Below are 18,704 nucleotides of genomic sequence, written 5' to 3' on the forward strand. Positions count from 1 at the left end.
GCTCCGCAGATTACCTAAAAAACTTATCCTGAATAGTTTTAGTGTCCGCAAGTGGATAAGCCTAATTAGTTTTGTAGTAAGTATTCAGGATAGAGAATACTCCAAGTCAGGAGAATAAAGGCTTTTTAGTCAAATTTGATGATTTTGATAAAATCTTACTGCTCTCTATTCTTCATTTCATAAGCATTCTGACTTCTGACTCCTGACTCCTGAATTCTTAGGTTATGAATTGTTGTTAGACTGAGTAGCTGCCAAAGATAACATAAACAGCAGCTAAATCAACAGTAATATTACTTTCGAGTATCCTTAGTTTTATCCTTGCTGGGAATTTTATAAAGTAGCGTAAAATACCTTAGCGCTAATTTAAAATTTCAATTCCTAGATGTAATGAAGCTCTGTTGTAATGATCTAGAAAACACTGGATAAACTTATATTTAATTTTGCCAAAAAACTTTGATTTTGTCAACTAAATAAATCCAAATACCTTGACACATGAATAGAAATCATATTTGTACTTAAAACCTCAACTAAAACTATCTATTGCTGATGGGGTATTACATTAGAAGCTCATAAATCAACTATTAAATCTGTATTTTTCTTAGCAAATAATCCTTGATTATGGTTAAATATACAGATTTCCTCACAAGTTAGATCGCTGATGTTGAAGTCATCACATAGGCTAAATTAATATTTGCTTTATAAATAACTACTTTGAGTATTAAACTGAGTTATTTTATAAATTCATCAAAAAATAAACCCGAATTATGATGTTTCTCTGAAAAAAAGATGTTTATGTTCAAAAGAATCAGATGTGTATTTAATGATTTGTGATTTTCTAGACAATCTAGCGATAAAGCTTTATTTTTCAATGAAAAACCGCTAGAACACACGGAATCGCTAAAACTCAAACTGTACAAAACTTAGTCAAGGATTATACGATTATATGGATTAGTCTTTTAAAATTGAGTAAATTAACAAAATATTTTTTCCTAAACTTACTTTAAATGAACTATTCAATTTCTATAAGCTGTGCTAGTCTTTGTATTAATTCAATGTTTAAAAGCTCCAAAACATTAGTTAATTAATGGAAAGTACAAAGGAAAAAATACTAAAATAGAGCTATATGATGAGGCAAAGAAAAACGTTTAAGTATTTTTTCTGGTTACATGGATTGAGATTAAATGTGGTGTTATTTCTGTAACGAACTTGGCAGCTTTTATTGGTTGAATCGCATACAATATATTATCCTGGACAGTGAAACTAGCGATGGTATTTATCAAAACAGATAACGTTATAATTAACACTAATTACGTTTCTGTAGTGAAGCTGAATCATCCAAATGGTGAGAAAAAATACACATTTCTATTTTCAAATCTACTCCTCACTTTCTTTTATGCCATTGGCATAAAATCACTCAAAATCCTTACCATGATGATTGGATACGATTCACTAATTTAGTACCTAAAACAAGTCCAGAATTTTTTACCAGCTTCCACAATATCAAGAGTTGTTTGTGTAGCATTTTGTAAGTCCTGTAGATAGACTCATCCTTTGGGATATGCCACAGGCTTTAAGCATAGCGTCTCTGACAAAAGAAGAAAAGGGAAGACAACTTTGTATAGTATTTTTACAGCAGTACAGTGTTTCCAAATCGCCTCAAAAACCCAAAATACCAATTATTTAGATTTTCAGTTAAGGCAGGATTTACTATGTGGTGTTGACTGGGAAAAAACCTTTGTTATTACGCAGATAGGATAGCTAACTGCTGATAAAAAGAGGTGGCTTCATCACTTTTAGGCAACAGAATTTACTGTAACTAAACAATTCACAGTACTCAAAATTAGTCTATGCCATGATATCTGCTTCTTCAATTAATACTGCCTTGTCGGAGTTAGAGAGCCTTATTAACAGTTGTGAAAAGGATTTGATTAGGTTTATAGAGGAAAAACAAATGAAATCAGAAACGTCAATATCTACTAACAAAATTAACAGACAACTGCAACAAAATCCGATAGCGATTGTCGGCATGGCATCTTTATTACCAAAAGCCAGAAATTTGCGGGAATATTGGCGCAATATTGTTAATAAAACTGACTGTATTACTGATGTTCCTGATACACATTGGAGCATCAAAGATTACTACGATCCTAATCCCAGAACTCCAGAGGATAAAACCTATTGTAAACGCGGTGGATTTATCCCCGAAGTTGATTTTAATCCGATGGAATTTGGTATCCCTCCCAGCATTTTAGAAGTTACTGATGTATCACAACTATTAAGTTTAGTAGTTGCGAAAGAAGCAATGGAAGATGCTGGTTATAGTGAATCTCGTGAATTTAGCCGCGAGAATGTGGGGGTAATATTAGGTGTAGCACAAGCCAAGCAATTAGGAATACCTCTATCAGCCAGATTAGAATATCCGATTTGGGAAAAAGTTCTCAAAAGCAGTGGTTTATCTGACGAAGACACTAAAGTAATTGTCGATAAAATCAAAACTGCTTATATTAAATGGGATGAAAATGCTTTCCCTGGAATGTTAGCAAATGTGGTGGCGGGAAGAATTGCCAATCGGCTCAACTTTGGTGGGACAAATTGCGTCGTTGATGCGGCTTGTGCTAGTTCATTTGGTGCTTTAAAAATGGCCATCAGTGAGCTAATTGAATATCGTAGCGATATGATGCTGACTGGTGGTGTAGACACCGATAACTCCATCATGGCTTACATTTCTTTTAGCAAAACTCCTGCTGTTACTCCCAGCGATAATGTCAAACCTTTCGATGCTAAATCTGACGGGATGATGTTAGGTGAAGGTATCGGCATGATTGTGTTAAAACGTCTCGAAGATGCCGAACGAGATGGTGATAAAATCTATGCTGTTATTAAAGGTATTGGTACTTCTAGCGATGGACGTTATAAGAGTATTTATGCTCCCCGTAAAGAAGGACAAGTTAAAGCCTTAGAACGTGCTTACAAAGATGCTGGTTTTTCTCCCGCTACTGTGGGTTTGATGGAAGCACATGGTACAGGAACAATGGCTGGAGATCCGACAGAATTCGGGTCTTTGCGAGATTACTTTACTCAGCATGACAATAAAAAACAGCATATTGCGTTGGGTAGTGTAAAATCGCAAATTGGACATACAAAAGCCGCAGCAGGTGCAGCAAGTTTAATTAAAACTGCGTTGGCTTTACATCACAAAATTCTGCCCCCAACTATCAATATTACTGAACCAAATCCTAAACTAGATATTCAAAATTCATCGTTTTATTTGAACACTGAAACTAGACCTTGGATTAAGGCAGAAGGGGAAGCACCAAGACGTGCTGGGGTGAGTTCCTTTGGTTTTGGTGGAACTAATTATCACGTTGTTTTGGAAGAATACGAAGCGGAACAAAAACAGGCTTATCGTTTACATAATGCGGCTAGTGAAATGTTATTATTTGCTGCCAATCCCAGTGAATTAATCAACAAGTTAGAAGCAACTTTCAATAATTTGCAATCTAACGAGGGAGAAAGATATTATTCTCAATTCATCCAAGAATCACAAGCTGTAAATATTCCTCAAACTGCTGCCAGAATTGGTTTTGTCGCGGAGAATCTGCCAGAAGCTTGTAAGTTACTGAAAGTTAGTATTGATTTACTAAAAAATAAGCAGTCAGCAGTTGCTTGGGAACATCCTCAAGGTATTTATTACCGTTCTTCGGGGATGAAATTAGACGGAAAAGTTGTGGCTTTATTCTCTGGACAAGGTTCTCAATACCTGGAAATGGGTAGAGAAGCGGTGATGAATTTCCCGACTTTGCGTCGTCTGTATGGACAAATGGACGGGTTGTTAATTAAGGATAATTTGCAGCCAATTTCGGAAATTGTTTTCCCCCATCCAACTTTTGAGGAAGAGGAAAAAACTGCTCAAATTGCAGCTTTGCAAAGAACTGAATATGCTCAACCTGCAATTGGGGTTTTTAGTGCAGGTTTGTATTCTATCTTCCAGCAAGCTGGGTTTAAGTCAGATTTTACCGCCGGACATAGTTTTGGTGAATTGACGGCTTTGTGGGCGGCTGGGGTATTAACTGAGGAAGATTATTTGTTCTTGGTTAAGTCTAGAGGTCAAGCGATGGCTGCACCGAAAGACCCAGACCATGATGCGGGTAGTATGTTGGCGGTGAAGGAAGATATCACCAAAGTGGAAGCGGTGCTGAAGCAGTTTCCTCAAGTTGCGATCGCTAATTTTAATTCTCCCACTCAAGTTGTCCTGGCTGGGGCAACGGCGGAAATTAAGAAAATTCAGCAAAAGTTTGAGGAATTAGGCTATGGGGCGGTATTATTACCCGTTTCTGCTGCTTTCCACACCCCTTTGATTGCATTTGCTCAAAAATCATTTGCGATCGCTACCAAGTCAGTCGATTTCCAAAATCCCAAAGTTCCCGTTTTCAGCAACGTCACCGGCAAACAATACCCCCAAGAACCATCAGGAATCCAAAGGGTTTTGGAAGGACACCTTTCCAGTTCAGTGATGTTCAAGCAAGAGATTGAAAACATCTATGCTGCTGGTGGTTACTGCTTCGTAGAATTCGGCCCCAAGCGGATTCTCACCAACTTAGTTAAAGACATTTTAGGCGATCGCCCCCATCTTACCGTCTCCCTCAATCCCAGCGCCAAGAAAAACAGCGATCGCTCTCTCAAAGAAGCCGCCATCCAACTCCGCGTTATGGGTATGGCTTTGAGCAATCTTGACCCCTATCAACTACTTCCAGTTATCCCCCCAACTTCCACCAAAAAGACCTTAAGCGTCAAATTAAACGGTATTAACTACGTTTCCGAAAAAACCAGAAACGCCTTCACTGAAGCCCTACAGGATGGTTTCCAAGTTAAAGGAGTTCAGGAATTTAAGAGTGCAGAAACTCAAAACTCCCAACTTCCTACTCCTAACTCAGTACTCCCAACTCCTTCTACTAATGGTCATAACGGTAACGGACACAAAAAAACGCCTGTAATTAGTACCCCCCTACAGCCTCAGATGACTCCTGCGAATCATTCAAATCAAGCCATTCAAGAATTATTACCTACTACAGCACGTTATGCAGTTGCACAGCGTCCAGGAGGGAAAATGGAAACACCAGATAAAAATATGAATTTCCAACAGGTTCTGGAAAGTTTAGAAAAGCTATTGAACCAATTTCAGCACAACCAAGGCGACAACTTAGAGATTCACGGAACTTACCTCAGTCATCAAATGGAATACGCCAAAACGTTTTTCCAACTGATGCAACAACAAAACGCCCTATTTACAAATAGTCAAACTTCAGAAACCGCCCAACTTAAACAAGTTGTGATGGAAACCTTTGAGCGCAGCATGATGCAGTTTCACAACCAACAAAGTGAAACCCTCCGCATTCATGAACAATATCTACAAGAACAAGTAGAATACACCAAAAACTTTTTCCAACTCATTCAACAAGAATACTCACTACTAATTGCTGGTACAGACACAACTCAACCTGTAATTCCTCCCCAACTCACAGAGACACACACCAACAGTCTGCGGGAGTTAATGTCCCCAGAACCAACTATTACAGAAACAGTTGTTCCGCCAATCGCCAAAATAGTAGAACCTCAGCCAGTAATAGAACCAGTAGTTGAAAAAGCCGCACCCGTAATCGCAGCCATTCCCACCCCTCAAATTGCAGAACCTACCCCAGTTATTGAAACTCAACCTGAGCCGGTAGCACCTGTAGCCTTAATTGTAGAACCAGCAACCACCAACCTAAATATTGAAGACATAGGTAACAACCTCCTAGCCATCACCAGCGAAAAAACAGGCTATCCCATCGAAATGTTAGAACTTGACATGGACATGGAAGCCGACTTAGGGATTGATTCCATCAAACGAGTAGAAATCTTAGGAGGGTTGCAAGAGTTATACCCCAACCTACCCAAACCAAACTTAGAAGAACTATCTGAAAAACGCACCATTGGTCAAGTCGTCGAGTATCTGCAAAAACAGGTGACAGGTAACAGGTTACAGGTGACAGAAGAAATACAGGTGACAGAGAAGAAAGTGGAGGAAGAATTACCTCTTCCCAGTCCCCAGTCCCTAGTCCCCAGTCCCCAGTCCCCAGTCCCCAGTCCCCAATCCCTAGTCCTCAGTCCCCAATCCCCAGTCCCTAGCAACGAATACGCCGATTTAGGACAAACCCTGTTAAACATCACCAGCGAGAAAACAGGCTACCCAGTCGAAATGTTAGAACTCGACATGGACATGGAAGCCGACCTAGGGATTGATTCCATCAAACGGGTAGAAATCTTGGGTGCAATGCAAGAAACATACCCCGACTTACCCAAACCAAACATAGAAGAACTAGGCGACCTACGAACAATTGGACAAATTGTAGACTACCTCCAAAAGCTGGCGGGAGGCGAAAAAAAAAACCCTGATTTTAACCCGGTAGAAGCGGAATCTCCCCGCCCTCTTACCCTCCCAGAAGTGGTGGATTTAACCCCACCACCAATAGTAGACCCAAATCTCCCCCGTCGTCCTGTAAAACTAAAAAGCATACCCAGACCGGATTTTTGGGAATGCAAACTACCAGAGGGACACATCGCCTTAATCACCGATGATGGTTCCCTCACCACCACCAAACTAGCCCACGCCCTCATAGAACAAGGCTGGAAAGTAGTAGTTCTCAGTTTCCCCCAATCATTAGTTGCAGAACAATTGCCATTACCAGTAGGCGTTACCCGCGTTACCTTGGCAAACATGAGTGAAGAACATTTGCAACTACTACTACAAAGCATCAGTGCCAAACATGGAAAAATTGGGGCATTCATTCACTTACATCCACAACTCAACGCCGCAAACCCAAACCAGCACTCCTGCTTAGAAATTGAGAAAGCGATCGTCAAACAAGTATTTTTGATGGCGAAACATCTCAAACCAACCTTAAACGCAGCCGCCGATTTAGAAGGAAGAGTTAGCTTCTGCACAGTAGCCCATCTCGACGGCGCATTTGGATTAAACCACACAGAAAACTTCAGCATTATCAGTGCAGGATTATTTGGATTAACCAAAAGTTTGAGATGGGAATGGCCAAAAGTCTTCTTCAGAGCAATAGACTTAAACCCCACCTTAGATCCTCACCAATCAGCAGAATATATAGTTGCTGAACTGCATGATTCCAACAGATATATAGGTGAAGTTGGCTATAGTTCTCAAGGAAGAGTCACCCTCGTAGCTAAACCCGAATAACCAGTAGGGTGGGCAATGCCCACCTCACAAAAAAAGAATTGTGTTTCGCGCAAAGACGCAAAGAAGCAAAGGAAGAAATATATTAACTCAGAGTGTAGTATAAATACATAAAAATTGCTGTAAAAACTCTCATCTTACTCTCTGTGCCTCTGCGTGAGTAAATCATAAATTCACATAAATTTATTGGCATCGCTGAATTAGCAGAATAAATTAGAAAATTCAAAATCTAAAACTTTGCTCCTTTGCGTCTTTGCGCGAAACACAATTCTTTTTTTTAATCAGCACTCGGAAAATTAAATTTTTGAGGAATTATGACAGCAACACTTCAAGTTAGTCCATCATCTGTCTTTGTTGTCAGTGGTGGAGCCAAGGGAATCACAGCACAATGCACAATTAAATTAGCACAAAACCAACCTTGTCAATTTATTCTTTTAGGTCGTTCTGAAATCACCACAGAACCAGAATATGCTCGTGATTGTTTAGACGATTCTGCCTTGAAAAAACGCATCATGGAAAATCTAATTTCTCAAGGCGAGAAACCAACACCCATGATGGTACAAAAGATATTTAATCAAATTAATTCTAGCCGAGAAATCAAAAAGACCTTAGAGGCAATTGCCGCAGCAGGTGCAAAGGCAGAATATATCAGCGTCGATGTAACTGATACAGTAGCTTTGCAAGAAAAACTCAAAGCCGTATCTCAAAAACTTGGACAAATTACAGGCATTATTCACGGTGCTGGTAATTTAGCTGATAAATTAATTGAAAAGAAAACACAAGAAGACTTTGAAAAGGTTTACAACGCCAAAGTTCAAGGACTACAAAATTTACTCTCTTGTGTTAATCCTCAGCAATTACAGCATTTAGTTTTATTTTCTTCCGTGACTGGTTTTTATGGGAATATTGGTCAAAGTGATTATGCAATTGCTAACGAAATTCTCAACAAATCAGCCCACCAATTTAAGAAAGATTACCCAAACTCTCATGTAGTTGCAATTAATTGGGGTGGTTGGGATAGTGGTATGGTGACACCACAACTAAAAAAAGCATTTGCTGAAAGAGGAATTAGCATTATTCCTCTAGAAGTTGGTACACAAATGTTAGTTAATGAACTGTATCCCGCTTATCAAGATAATACACAAATTGTCATTGGTAGCACCATGATTCCCCCGGCGATGCCTTTAGGCTCCGAACTCCGCAGCTACCGTATTCGCCGACGGATGACATTAGCCGAAAATCCATTTTTGTGTGATCATACAATTGCTGGTTCACCAGTATTACCAGCTACCTGTGCTAAATCATGGATGGTTAATGGTTGTGAAGAAATTTATCCAGGTTATACATATTTCAGTTGCCAAGACTTCAAGGTTTTGAAGGGAATTACTTTTAACTCAACCTTGGCAGATGAACATATTTTAGAAATACAAGAAGTAGCTAAAAGCGAGGGTGACTTTGTTGAATTCCAAACCAAAATATTGAGTAAAACTCCTGAAGGAAGAACTCTTTATCATTTTAGCTCTCTGATCAAACTGGTAAAAAATATGCCAGAAGCACCCATTTATGAATCAATGGATCTCAGAGAAGATAATATCGTCACTACCACTGGTAAAGGATTTTATCAAAATGGTGATTTGTCCTTATTTCATGGCCCAGCTTTTCAAGAAATCACCAGAATTTTAAACATTAGTTCAGAAAAGCTGACAGCCGAATGTTGTTGGCAAGAAATCACAGCTAAACAACAGGGACAATTTCCCGTTAAATGGCATAATCCTTACATAATTGATTTGAGTACCCAAACCCTATGGTTATGGTTAAATCATGTACATCAAGAAGTTTGTTTACCAGGACAATTAACATACTGTGAACAATATTTGGCTGTGCCATTCAATATCCCATTTTATGTTTCCTGTGAAGTCAAAGCTAAAACAGATACTGGTGCAACTGTCAATTTTATTATCCATGATCGTGAAGGAAAAATATATTCACGAATATTAGGAGCAAAGGCAGTTATTTGGCCAATGAAAACGTTAAATAAGAAGTAATAGTAGGTTGGGTTAAGCGACAGTGCAACCCAACAAATTAACCAAGAAAGGAATAGAGAACTCTTAACGGTTCCCTTTCACACAATGTTGGGTTTTCTTGCGTCAACCCCAACCTACACAAAAAACCGCGATTGGGGGAATAGCGTAAATCCTAAACAACGTCTTATGCCCCAACGAGGATTTCAAGAGTGGAAAAAATAGCTATTATCGGGTTATCTTGCCTCTTTCCCGATGCTAAAAATCCTGAGGAATTTTGGCAGAATCTCACCGAAGAAAAAGATTCTATATCACCATTAAGTGTAGCGGATTTGGGAATTGATCCTGCTATATTCTACGATTCTGAAAAAGGTAAACCGGAAAAATTCTACTTTCTCAAAGGTGGATTTATCCGTGACTTTAAGTTTGATGCTAGTGAGTACAATTTACCTGGGGTATTTGTAGAAAGCTTAGACAATACCTTTAAGTGGTCATTGTATGCTGCCAAACAAGCCATTATCCAAAGTGGTTATTGGGGAAATAAAACTGCACTTGCAAAATGTGGCGTAATTTTAGGAACTCTGGCTTTACCAACCAAAGCTTCTAATCAATTGTTTGCTCCTCTTTATCAGCAAACAATGGAACCTGCAATTGGTGAACTTTTACAGGAAAAAGACTTCCGTTTAGGTGGTGCATTAACTGCTGCTAAAGCATCTCCCTATAATGCTATGGTGAGCGGTTTACCTGCTGCTATAATTTCCCGTGCATTTTCTCTTTCTGGAACTCATTGCTGTATAGATGCTGCTTGTTCATCAGCATTTTATGCCATTAAATTAGCATCCCATTATCTACAATCTGGTAAAGCTGATTTGATGTTAGCTGGTGCTATTAGTTGTGCAGATCCGTTGTTTTTAAGAATGTTGTTTTCCGGTATTCAAGGATATCCAGAAAATGGCATTAGTCGTCCTCTAGATAAGGCATCACGCGGGTTGATTACCTCCGAAGGAATTGGGATGGTAATGCTGAAAAGATACAGTGATGCTGTTCGAGATGGCGATCGCATTTTAGCAACAATCTGCGGTAATGGTCTATCTAATGATGGTAAAGGTAAGCACCTCCTCAGTCCTAATGCTCAAGGACAAACTCTCGCGTACCAAAGAGCATACGCTGAGGCTAACCTTAACCCCCAAACTATTGATTATTTAGAGTGTCACGCGACCGGCACTCTGTTGGGAGATACCACAGAATGCAACTCCGTTGAAGGCTTTTTTGGTCAACACCAAGCAACGCCTTTGGTGGGTTCGGCTAAAACTAACGTTGGTCATTTACTCGTTGCTGCCGGCATGGTGGGGATAACAAAGACGATTTTAGGTATGTCACACGGTGTTATTCCTGCAACCATAGATATCAGTGAACCTATGGGTTCTGAGCATAATGTTATTTCGCCTCAAAACATTGTCAGAACTGCCACACCTTGGCCGAGTAAAGGAATTAAGCACGTAGCTTTAAGCGCATTTGGATTTGGTGGAACCAACTCTCATTTAATTTTGGAACAGGGGGAAGTCAGCAAATGAGTATTCAAAAAGATATGACTGCAAAAATGGCTATCGTCGGTATGGATGCCTTTTTTGGTGAATGTAGCGATTTAGATGCTTTCGAGAGCAGCATTTACGACGGAAAACAGCATTTTATTCCCCTCCCCGAAAAAAGATGGCATGGCATTAATGAGCAGGAAAAGTTACTGCAAAAGTATGGGTTAGAAGCCGGGAAAGCACCGCATGGCGCGTATATTAGCGATTTTGAAGTTGATACCTTAGCTTACAAAATTCCCCCCAACGAAGTTGAAAAAATCAACCCGCAACAACTTTTATTATTGAAAGTGTGCGATCGCGCCCTCAAAGATGCCAACATATCCCCAGGTGCTAATGTAGCAATAATTATCGCTGCCGATACAGAACTATCTGTACACCAATTACAGCAGCGTTGGAATTCCTCTTGGCAGCTTAAAGACGGCTTAAATAGCTTAGAAATTGCCTTACCACCAGAAAAAATCGCCGAACTAGAAACCATAGTTAAAGATAGTATTCACCCACAAGTTGATCTTGGTGAAATTATCAGTTATGTTGCCAACATTATGGCCAGTCGCATTTCTTCCCTGTGGAATTTCTCTGGCCCCTCCTTCACCATTAGTGCTGTAGAAACAGCCGTTTTCAAAGCCTTAGAACTAGCAGAAATGCTACTAGCTACCAACGAAGTTGAGGCAGTAGTTGTGGGTGCAGTTGACTTAGCTGGTGGTGTCGAAAACGTTTTACTTCGCAGCCAATTAGGAAAACTCAATACAGGCATCAATACCTTAAGTTTTGATGAAAAAGCCGACGGTTGGAATGTAGGAGAAGGTGCAGGTGCCGTTGTTCTCAAACGACATGATACAGCATTGCAGAACAATCAACGCATATATGCAGTAATTAATGGTATTAGTATTGGTCAATCTCCATCAATGGCGGTAGATAGCGCTACCATTACTCAAGTATGCAACCAAGCTTTTCAACAAGCAGGTATCCAACCCACAGAAGTCAACTATTTAGAAGTCTGCGGTAGTGGAATTCCCGCAGAAGACCAAGCTGAAATTAACGGTATCCTCCAAGCTTATCCCCAAGTAGGAGATGGTTTACACTGTGCTATCGGTAGCGTCAAAGCCAATATAGGTCATACTTTTGTCGCTTCCGGAATAGCTAGTTTAATTAAAACCGCACTGAGTCTCTACCACAGATATATTCCCGGAACCCCCAATTGGTCTGGTGTCAAAACACCCCAACTATGGGAAGGTAGTCCCTTCTACGTCGCCACCGAATCCAGACCTTGGTTTTCACAAAAAGAAGTCAAATGCAGAATTTCCGCCATTAATAGTATCGGCTGTGACGGTACTTTTGCCCATGTAATTTTATCAGAAGAAACCCAACAAACAGAACGCAGCAGTCGATATTTAGAATCAAGACCTTTTCATCTCTTACCCATTGCAGCTAATGACCAGTCTAGCTTATTTGCAGCACTGGATAATTTGCAACAAACAATTGAAAATGCTGATTCCCTCAAAGATGTTGCTAGTCAAACATTTGTCAAATTTCAACAGCATTCCGAAGCTACATATACACTGTCTCTCACTGGACGCAACCAAAAAGAATTACTCAAAGAAATTAACTCAGCTAAAAAAGGTGTAGCTAATGCCTTTGAAAATAACAAAGATTGGCAAACTCCCATAGGTAGTTATTTTACACCTAAACCACTAGGAAAAGATGGAGAAATTGCCTATATTTATCCTGCCGCTGTCAATTCTTATCTCGGTATTGGTCGCACCCTCTTCCGTTTATTTCCCAAAGCCTTCGATGATGTAATTGTCAAAAGTCTTTACGAACGTGCTGCGGATGTTGAAAAACTAGTATTTCCCAGAAGTCTGAGCAAATTATCAACCCGACAACTAGAAACTCTAGAAAAGAAATTGTTCGATGATTCTCTGGCCATGTTTGAAGCCGAAGTGCTATTTACCAGATTAATCTCCACAATTATCACCGATGATTTTCAAATCAAACCCAAATATATCTTTGGATATAGCTTAGGTGAAACTAGCATGATGGTTGCTCAAGGAGTATGGAGCAATTTTTATGAAGTTAGTAACACCTTTAATTCATCAGCTTTATTTGGAGATAGATTATCCGGCCCTAAAAATGCTGTGCGTGAGCATTGGGGACTAGCAAAAGCTTCCGCAACATCAGACAATAATTTCTGGAGCAATTACGTTCTCATGGCCAATCCAGCACAGGTCAGAGAATGTTTAAAAAATGAAACTCGCGTTTACTTAACACAGATTAATACATCAGAAGAAGTATTAATCGCCGGTGAAACAGCAGCTTGCGAACGAGTCATTAAAACACTTGGTTGTAATGCCTTTCCTGCTCCTTTTGATCATGTAATTCATTGTCAAGCAATGGCTTCAGAGTCTCCAGAACTGGAAAAACTCTACACTTTACCAGCACAAACCATCCCCGGTATTACTTTTTATTCCGCCGCTGAGTATCAACCAACTACACTGAATAGTCAAGAAATTGCTCACAACATTGCCAAAGGATTATGTCAGCAACTCGACTTTCCCCGCTTAGTTAATCGTGTCCACGCTGACGGAGCAAAAATATTTATTGAAGCAGGTGCCGGTGGTATTTGTTCTCGTTGGATAGATAAAAATCTCAGCAATCAAGAACACATCACCGTATCCCTAAATCGACGCGGAATAGATGATCATAGTTCACTTGTCAAAGCACTAGCAAAATTGCTTAGTCATGGCGTGCATTTGGATTTATCTCCACTTTATAACCTATCCTCAGCCACTGCAAAACAGAAAAAATCCACTCTAAGAAAAATTACCTTAGGTGGTAATTCCATAACTGCTGCAATTTTGAATGAAGATAACCGTAAGCTTTTCCAAAAAGCTAGTCAAATCAAGCAACAGCAGAAAACTTCCAATTATCCAGAGTATAAAATCATCAATTCCCTACAACCTCCAGGAAAAATTGCCCCTAGTGATATTTACTCTCAACCAGAAAAAACTACCATGAAAACTATCATGGATAACGGTTTAAAACCTAGAGAACAATTACAATCTTCAGAGTTAACTAGCAGTCAAAAGCCAAATATCCAATCAACCTTAACCCCACCTCTAATCACTCAAGAAACTAGTCACACAATTAGTATGAATGATTTAAAACTTTCTCAGTATCAAAAACTGAGTGCCAATAATTCAAAATTAACACAAGCACACACTAGCTTCTTACAGTCCAGACAAGATTTTAGTCAACAAATGAGCGAAATAATTCAACTTCAATTAACTTGCGCTCAAACCCTACTCAGCGAAAATAAATAATAAAATATCACACCGAGACGTAGAAATATCAAACCCCTTCTCTGCGTCTCTGCGTGAGATATACTAAAAACGGTTTAAAAGTGTCATTCTGAACGAAGTGTTCGCGTAGCGTGCCGTAGGCTCTAGAATCTCCGAGATACTTCACTGCACTACGTTACGTTCAGTATGACATAAGTTCAGATTTTACCCGTTGGCAGTATAAACTCCTCGTTCCAAATCCATTGTTTACAACTTGAGGAACAACTACCGTGACAACACTCGATACGGTACTAAATAAATACGATAATGGTCTTGTTTTTTCCACCTTCTCCAATCATCAAAACCAAGTTTGGAAAGGCTCATTAGATTGTATCGCTTTTGAACAAAAATCCATCATTGATAAATTTTTATCATTAGATAAACCTTGTTACATTCTTAAAGTAGCTGGTAACATTGGTGTTACCAATGATGGTTATTTAACACCTGCTGATAACGGTTCCTCAGCACAAGCAGAACTTTTAATCTCACTTCCACCATTGCGATTACAACAATTTGGCGACCCCAACTTTCTCACTACTTATGGTGTAAAATCTGCCTACATGACAGGTGCAATGGCAGGTGGTATTGCTTCCGAAGAAATGGTAATTGCACTAGGAAAAGAGCAGCTTTTAGGTTCTTTTGGTGCAGGTGGTTTAACTCCAGACCGGATAGAAACTGCTATCAACCGTATTCAAGAAGCCTTACCTCATGGCCCTTATGCCTTTAATTTAATTCATAGTCCTAACGAACCAGCTACTGAACGCCGCGTAGTAGATTTATACCTCAAATATCAGGTAAGAACTGTAGAAGCATCTGCATTTTTAGACTTAACTGCCAACATTGTTTATTATCGAGTTGCTGGATTAAGTTTAAATGCAGCCAATGAAATTGAAATTAAAAATAAAGTCATTGCCAAAATTTCTCGTCGTGAAGTTGCGACTAAATTTTTGCAACCAGCACCTGCAAGAATTCTCAAAGAATTAATTCAGCAAGGACTAATTACTGAATTTCAAGCAAATCTTGCCAGCAAAGTGCCAATGGCTGATGATATTACCGTTGAAGCCGATTCTGGTGGTCATACAGATAATCGACCTTTGGTTTGTTTACTACCATCAATCATTACTTTGCGAGATGAAATTCAAGCACAATATAATTATCAAAAACCTATTAGAGTAGGAGTAGCTGGAGGAATTGGTACACCAGAATCAGCCTTAGCTGCTTTTATGATGGGTGCTGCTTATATAGTCACTGGTTCAATTAATCAATCCTGTATTGAATCTGGCGCTTGTGATTATACCAAAAAATTATTAGCCCAAGCAGAAATGGCTGATATGATGATGGCTCCAGCAGCAGATATGTTTGAAATGGGAGTCAAGTTGCAAGTTCTCAAACGCGGAACAATGTTCCCAATGCGGGCGCAGAAACTATATGAACTATACCGCAATTATGACTCAATTGAAGATATTCCCCTTGCAGAAAAAGAAAAAATAGAAAAACAAATCTTCCGTAAAACTATCGCTGAAGTTTGGGAAGGAACTGCTGCTTATTTATCTCAAAAAAATCCTGAAAAATTAGGTAAAGCAGTCAATAATCCTAAGCTAAAAATGGCTTTAATTTTTCGCTGGTATTTAGGACTATCCTCTCGTTGGTCTAGTTCTGGTGAAAAAGGAAGAGAAGTCGATTATCAAATTTGGTGCGGTCCTGCTATGGGTGGTTTCAATGACTGGGTGCGTGGTTCCTATCTAGCAGAGCCTAATAATCGTCATGTGGTTGATGTTGCACATCACATCATGTTAGGAACAGCCTTTTTATACCGCATTCAAAGCTTGAAAATTCAAGGTTTGCAAATCCCTAATTACTACGGTCAATATCACCCAGTTCGCTCTATATTGGAGATGTAAAAATGAATTTAAAACCTGCTTATACTGCCGAAGATATTCAAGCATTCATGGTGTCTAATCTGGCTGAAGTTATTGGAGTCACACCAGAAGAAGTTGATGTCAAAGAAAATTTAGAAAATTATGGTTTGGATTCAGCCCAAGCTATGATTATCATTAGTAAATTGGAGCAATTACTAGGTTTTAAACCTTCTCCTGTTTTACTTTGGCATTACCCAACTATTGCTTCACTGTCTGAACGATTAGCTGAAGAAGTTCCCAAACAATCTCAAATAAAAGATTCTGAAACTGGAACAGTTACTGCTGTAAATATTGCTCCTCCCTTTCTAGATTTAGCTGCTGAAGCTGTCCTTGACCCCACTATTCAACCCAGTTCCATATCTGTTGTCTCTGTCAGTAACCCCAAAAATATCTTTTTAACTGGGGGAACAGGTTATTTAGGTGCTTTTGTAATTAAGGAACTGCTAGAAGCAACTCAAGCAAATATTTATTGCTTAGTGCGTGCTACTGATATTGCCGAAGGTAAGAGCAAATTAGCAAAAAATCTCCAGCAATATGCACTTTGGGAGGATCAATATTCTTCTAGAATTATCCCCATTGTTGGTGATTTAGCACAGCCACTTTTGGGTATTGGTACAGAACAGTTTCAAAATCTAGCTGCTAATATTGATGTTATCTATCATAGTGGTGCTTTGCTGAATTATGTGTATCCTTACTCAGCATTAAAAGCAGCTAATGTTTTAGGAACTCAAGAAGTTTTGCGTTTAGCTTGTCAAACTAAAGTTAAGCCTCTACATTACGTTTCCAGTGTTGCTGTTTTTGAATCAACTGCTTATGCGGGTAAAATTGTCCAAGAACAGGATGATTTTCAGGACTGGCAAGGTATTTTTCTCGGTTACTCTCAAACTAAATGGGTAGCCGAAAAATTAGTTAAAATTGCCGGTGACAGAGGACTTCCTATTACTATCTACAGACCACCTTTGATTTCTGGTGATAGCAAAACAGGGATTTGTAATACCCACGATTTTATCAATTTAATGATAAAAGGCTGTCTACAAATGGGATATTTCCCTGATGTAGATTATATGTTAGATATGTCTCCTGTAGACTATGTGAGCAAAGCTGTTGTTTATCTATCTCGTCAAGAGAAATCTATTGGTAAAGCCTTCCATTTACAACATCCCCAGCCAGCTTCTCTAAAATCTTTGGTTGAATGGATACGTACTTTTGGTTTTTCACTGGAGATGATTCCCTACGAACAATGGCAAGCAGCATTGATCAATAATGTTACATCTCAAGACAATCCTTTATATACTCTGCGACCATTTTTATTAGAACGTTGGTCTGATGAGCAAATAACCATTCCTGATTTGTATTTGCAAGCTAGAAGACCAATTATTAGTTGCCAAGAAACTCTAGAAGCATTACAGGGAAGTTCTATTGTTTGTCCACCAATTGATTCTCAATTATTAATCACTTACACTTCCTATTTAATGCAGACTGGTTTCTTAAGTCTTGCCTAAATATAGTGATTCAATGCTGGGAAAGAGTGGTTAACAGTAATAAATACGTTGTCAGAATATTAATTTATTTCTAGCCAACCTATTTTTATTTATTTATCACTCTTTACTCAGCAAGACTCAACTGATATTACTTGTGGTGAAATTCACCAAACTTTTGCTATGAAAATCAAAGATCAAGGACAGTATAAAAAAACTGCTCTTATTACTGGTGCTGCCAGTGGAATTGGCTACGAATTAGCCTGTATTTTTGCTGCCGAGAATTATAATCTTGTTTTAGTAGATAGAAACGAGTTAAAATTACTAGAAATTGCAGTTGAATTTCAGGAAAAATTTCAGCTTATTATCAAAACTATTGTCAAAGATTTATCTATATCAACATCTCCTGAAGAAATTTTTACAGAATTACAACAAGCAGATATTAAAGTTGATGTGCTGGTGAATAATGCCGGATTTGGGACTCATGGCTTATTTAATGAAACAAATCTGAATACTGAATTAGAAATGTTGCAGGTAAATTTAGTTTGTTTGACTCATTTAACTAAGTTATTTCTCAAAAATATGGTCAAGGAAGGTCAGGGAAAAATATTAAATGTTGCCTCTGCCGCTGCCTTTCAACCAGGCCCTTTAATGGCAGTTTATTTTGCAACTAAAGCGTATGTTTTATCTTTTTCTGAAGCTATAGCTAATGAATTGGAAGGTACAGGTGTGACGGTGACAGTGCTTTGTCCAGGTTCAACAGTTTCTGCGTTTCATGAACGAACAGGAATGGCAGATTCTAAACTGGTGAAGGGTCAGAAGATGATGGATGCTAAAACTGTTGCCCAAATTGGTTATGATGCCTTAATACAAGGGAAAACAATTGTGATTCCCGGACTGCTAAATAAAATACTGGCTAAAATTGTCGGATTTTTCCCTAGAAAGCTCGTGACAAGAACTGTCAGAACTATGCAAGAAGATAAATAAAGAATGTGAATTCAATAAAGTATAACTCTTAATTTATGTAATCTAATGTTGGATGATGCTGTCGCTTTACCCAGGGGAAACGCATCTAAATTATCTTGACAAAATAATATATTAGTGCATCAATAT

General features: G+C 38.9%; 7 protein-coding genes. All 7 read left to right on the top strand.

The genetic code is table 11. The annotated features are described in order from the left end of the window. The first annotated feature begins 1,852 nt into the window (after positions 1 to 1,852). Positions 1,853 to 7,246 carry a polyketide synthase gene (locus tag VB713_RS05260; RefSeq protein WP_323310527.1) on the top strand — a complete coding sequence of 1,798 codons (5,394 nt, stop codon included), beginning with the start codon at positions 1,853 to 1,855 and terminating at the stop codon, positions 7,244 to 7,246. Between the two features lie 311 nt (positions 7,247 to 7,557). Next, positions 7,558 to 9,288 carry an SDR family NAD(P)-dependent oxidoreductase gene (locus VB713_RS05265; protein ID WP_323310528.1) on the top strand — a complete coding sequence of 577 codons (1,731 nt, stop codon included), beginning with the start codon at positions 7,558 to 7,560 and terminating at the stop codon, positions 9,286 to 9,288. 188 nt (positions 9,289 to 9,476) lie between these two features. Beyond that, positions 9,477 to 10,838 (top strand): polyketide synthase, encoded by a 1,362-nt coding sequence (locus VB713_RS05270; protein ID WP_323310529.1) that lies wholly within the window; start codon positions 9,477 to 9,479, stop codon positions 10,836 to 10,838. Next, complete coding sequence (locus VB713_RS05275; protein ID WP_323310530.1) at positions 10,835 to 14,176, top strand: type I polyketide synthase; 3,342 nt, start codon at positions 10,835 to 10,837, stop codon at positions 14,174 to 14,176. The genes VB713_RS05270 and VB713_RS05275 overlap by 4 nt, the downstream gene beginning before the upstream one ends. Before the next feature lie 248 nt (positions 14,177 to 14,424). Next, entirely contained in the window at positions 14,425 to 16,095 is a 1,671-nt protein-coding gene (locus VB713_RS05280) for a PfaD family polyunsaturated fatty acid/polyketide biosynthesis protein (protein WP_323310531.1), read from the top strand. A gap of 2 nt (positions 16,096 to 16,097) precedes the next feature. Continuing rightward, positions 16,098 to 17,615, top strand: coding sequence for a thioester reductase domain-containing protein (locus VB713_RS05285; protein ID WP_323310532.1), 1,518 nt, complete (start codon positions 16,098 to 16,100; stop codon positions 17,613 to 17,615). Between the two features lie 159 nt (positions 17,616 to 17,774). Continuing rightward, the gene (locus tag VB713_RS05290; protein ID WP_323310533.1) at positions 17,775 to 18,578 is read left to right on the top strand and encodes an SDR family oxidoreductase; all 804 of its coding nucleotides are present in this window, start codon (positions 17,775 to 17,777) and stop codon (positions 18,576 to 18,578) included. The last annotated feature ends 126 nt before the right edge of the window (positions 18,579 to 18,704 follow it).

Origin of the sequence: Anabaena cylindrica UHCC 0172 (genome assembly GCF_034931625.1) — a bacterium.
In the GTDB taxonomy this organism is placed as follows: domain Bacteria; phylum Cyanobacteriota; class Cyanobacteriia; order Cyanobacteriales; family Nostocaceae; genus Anabaena; species Anabaena cylindrica_A.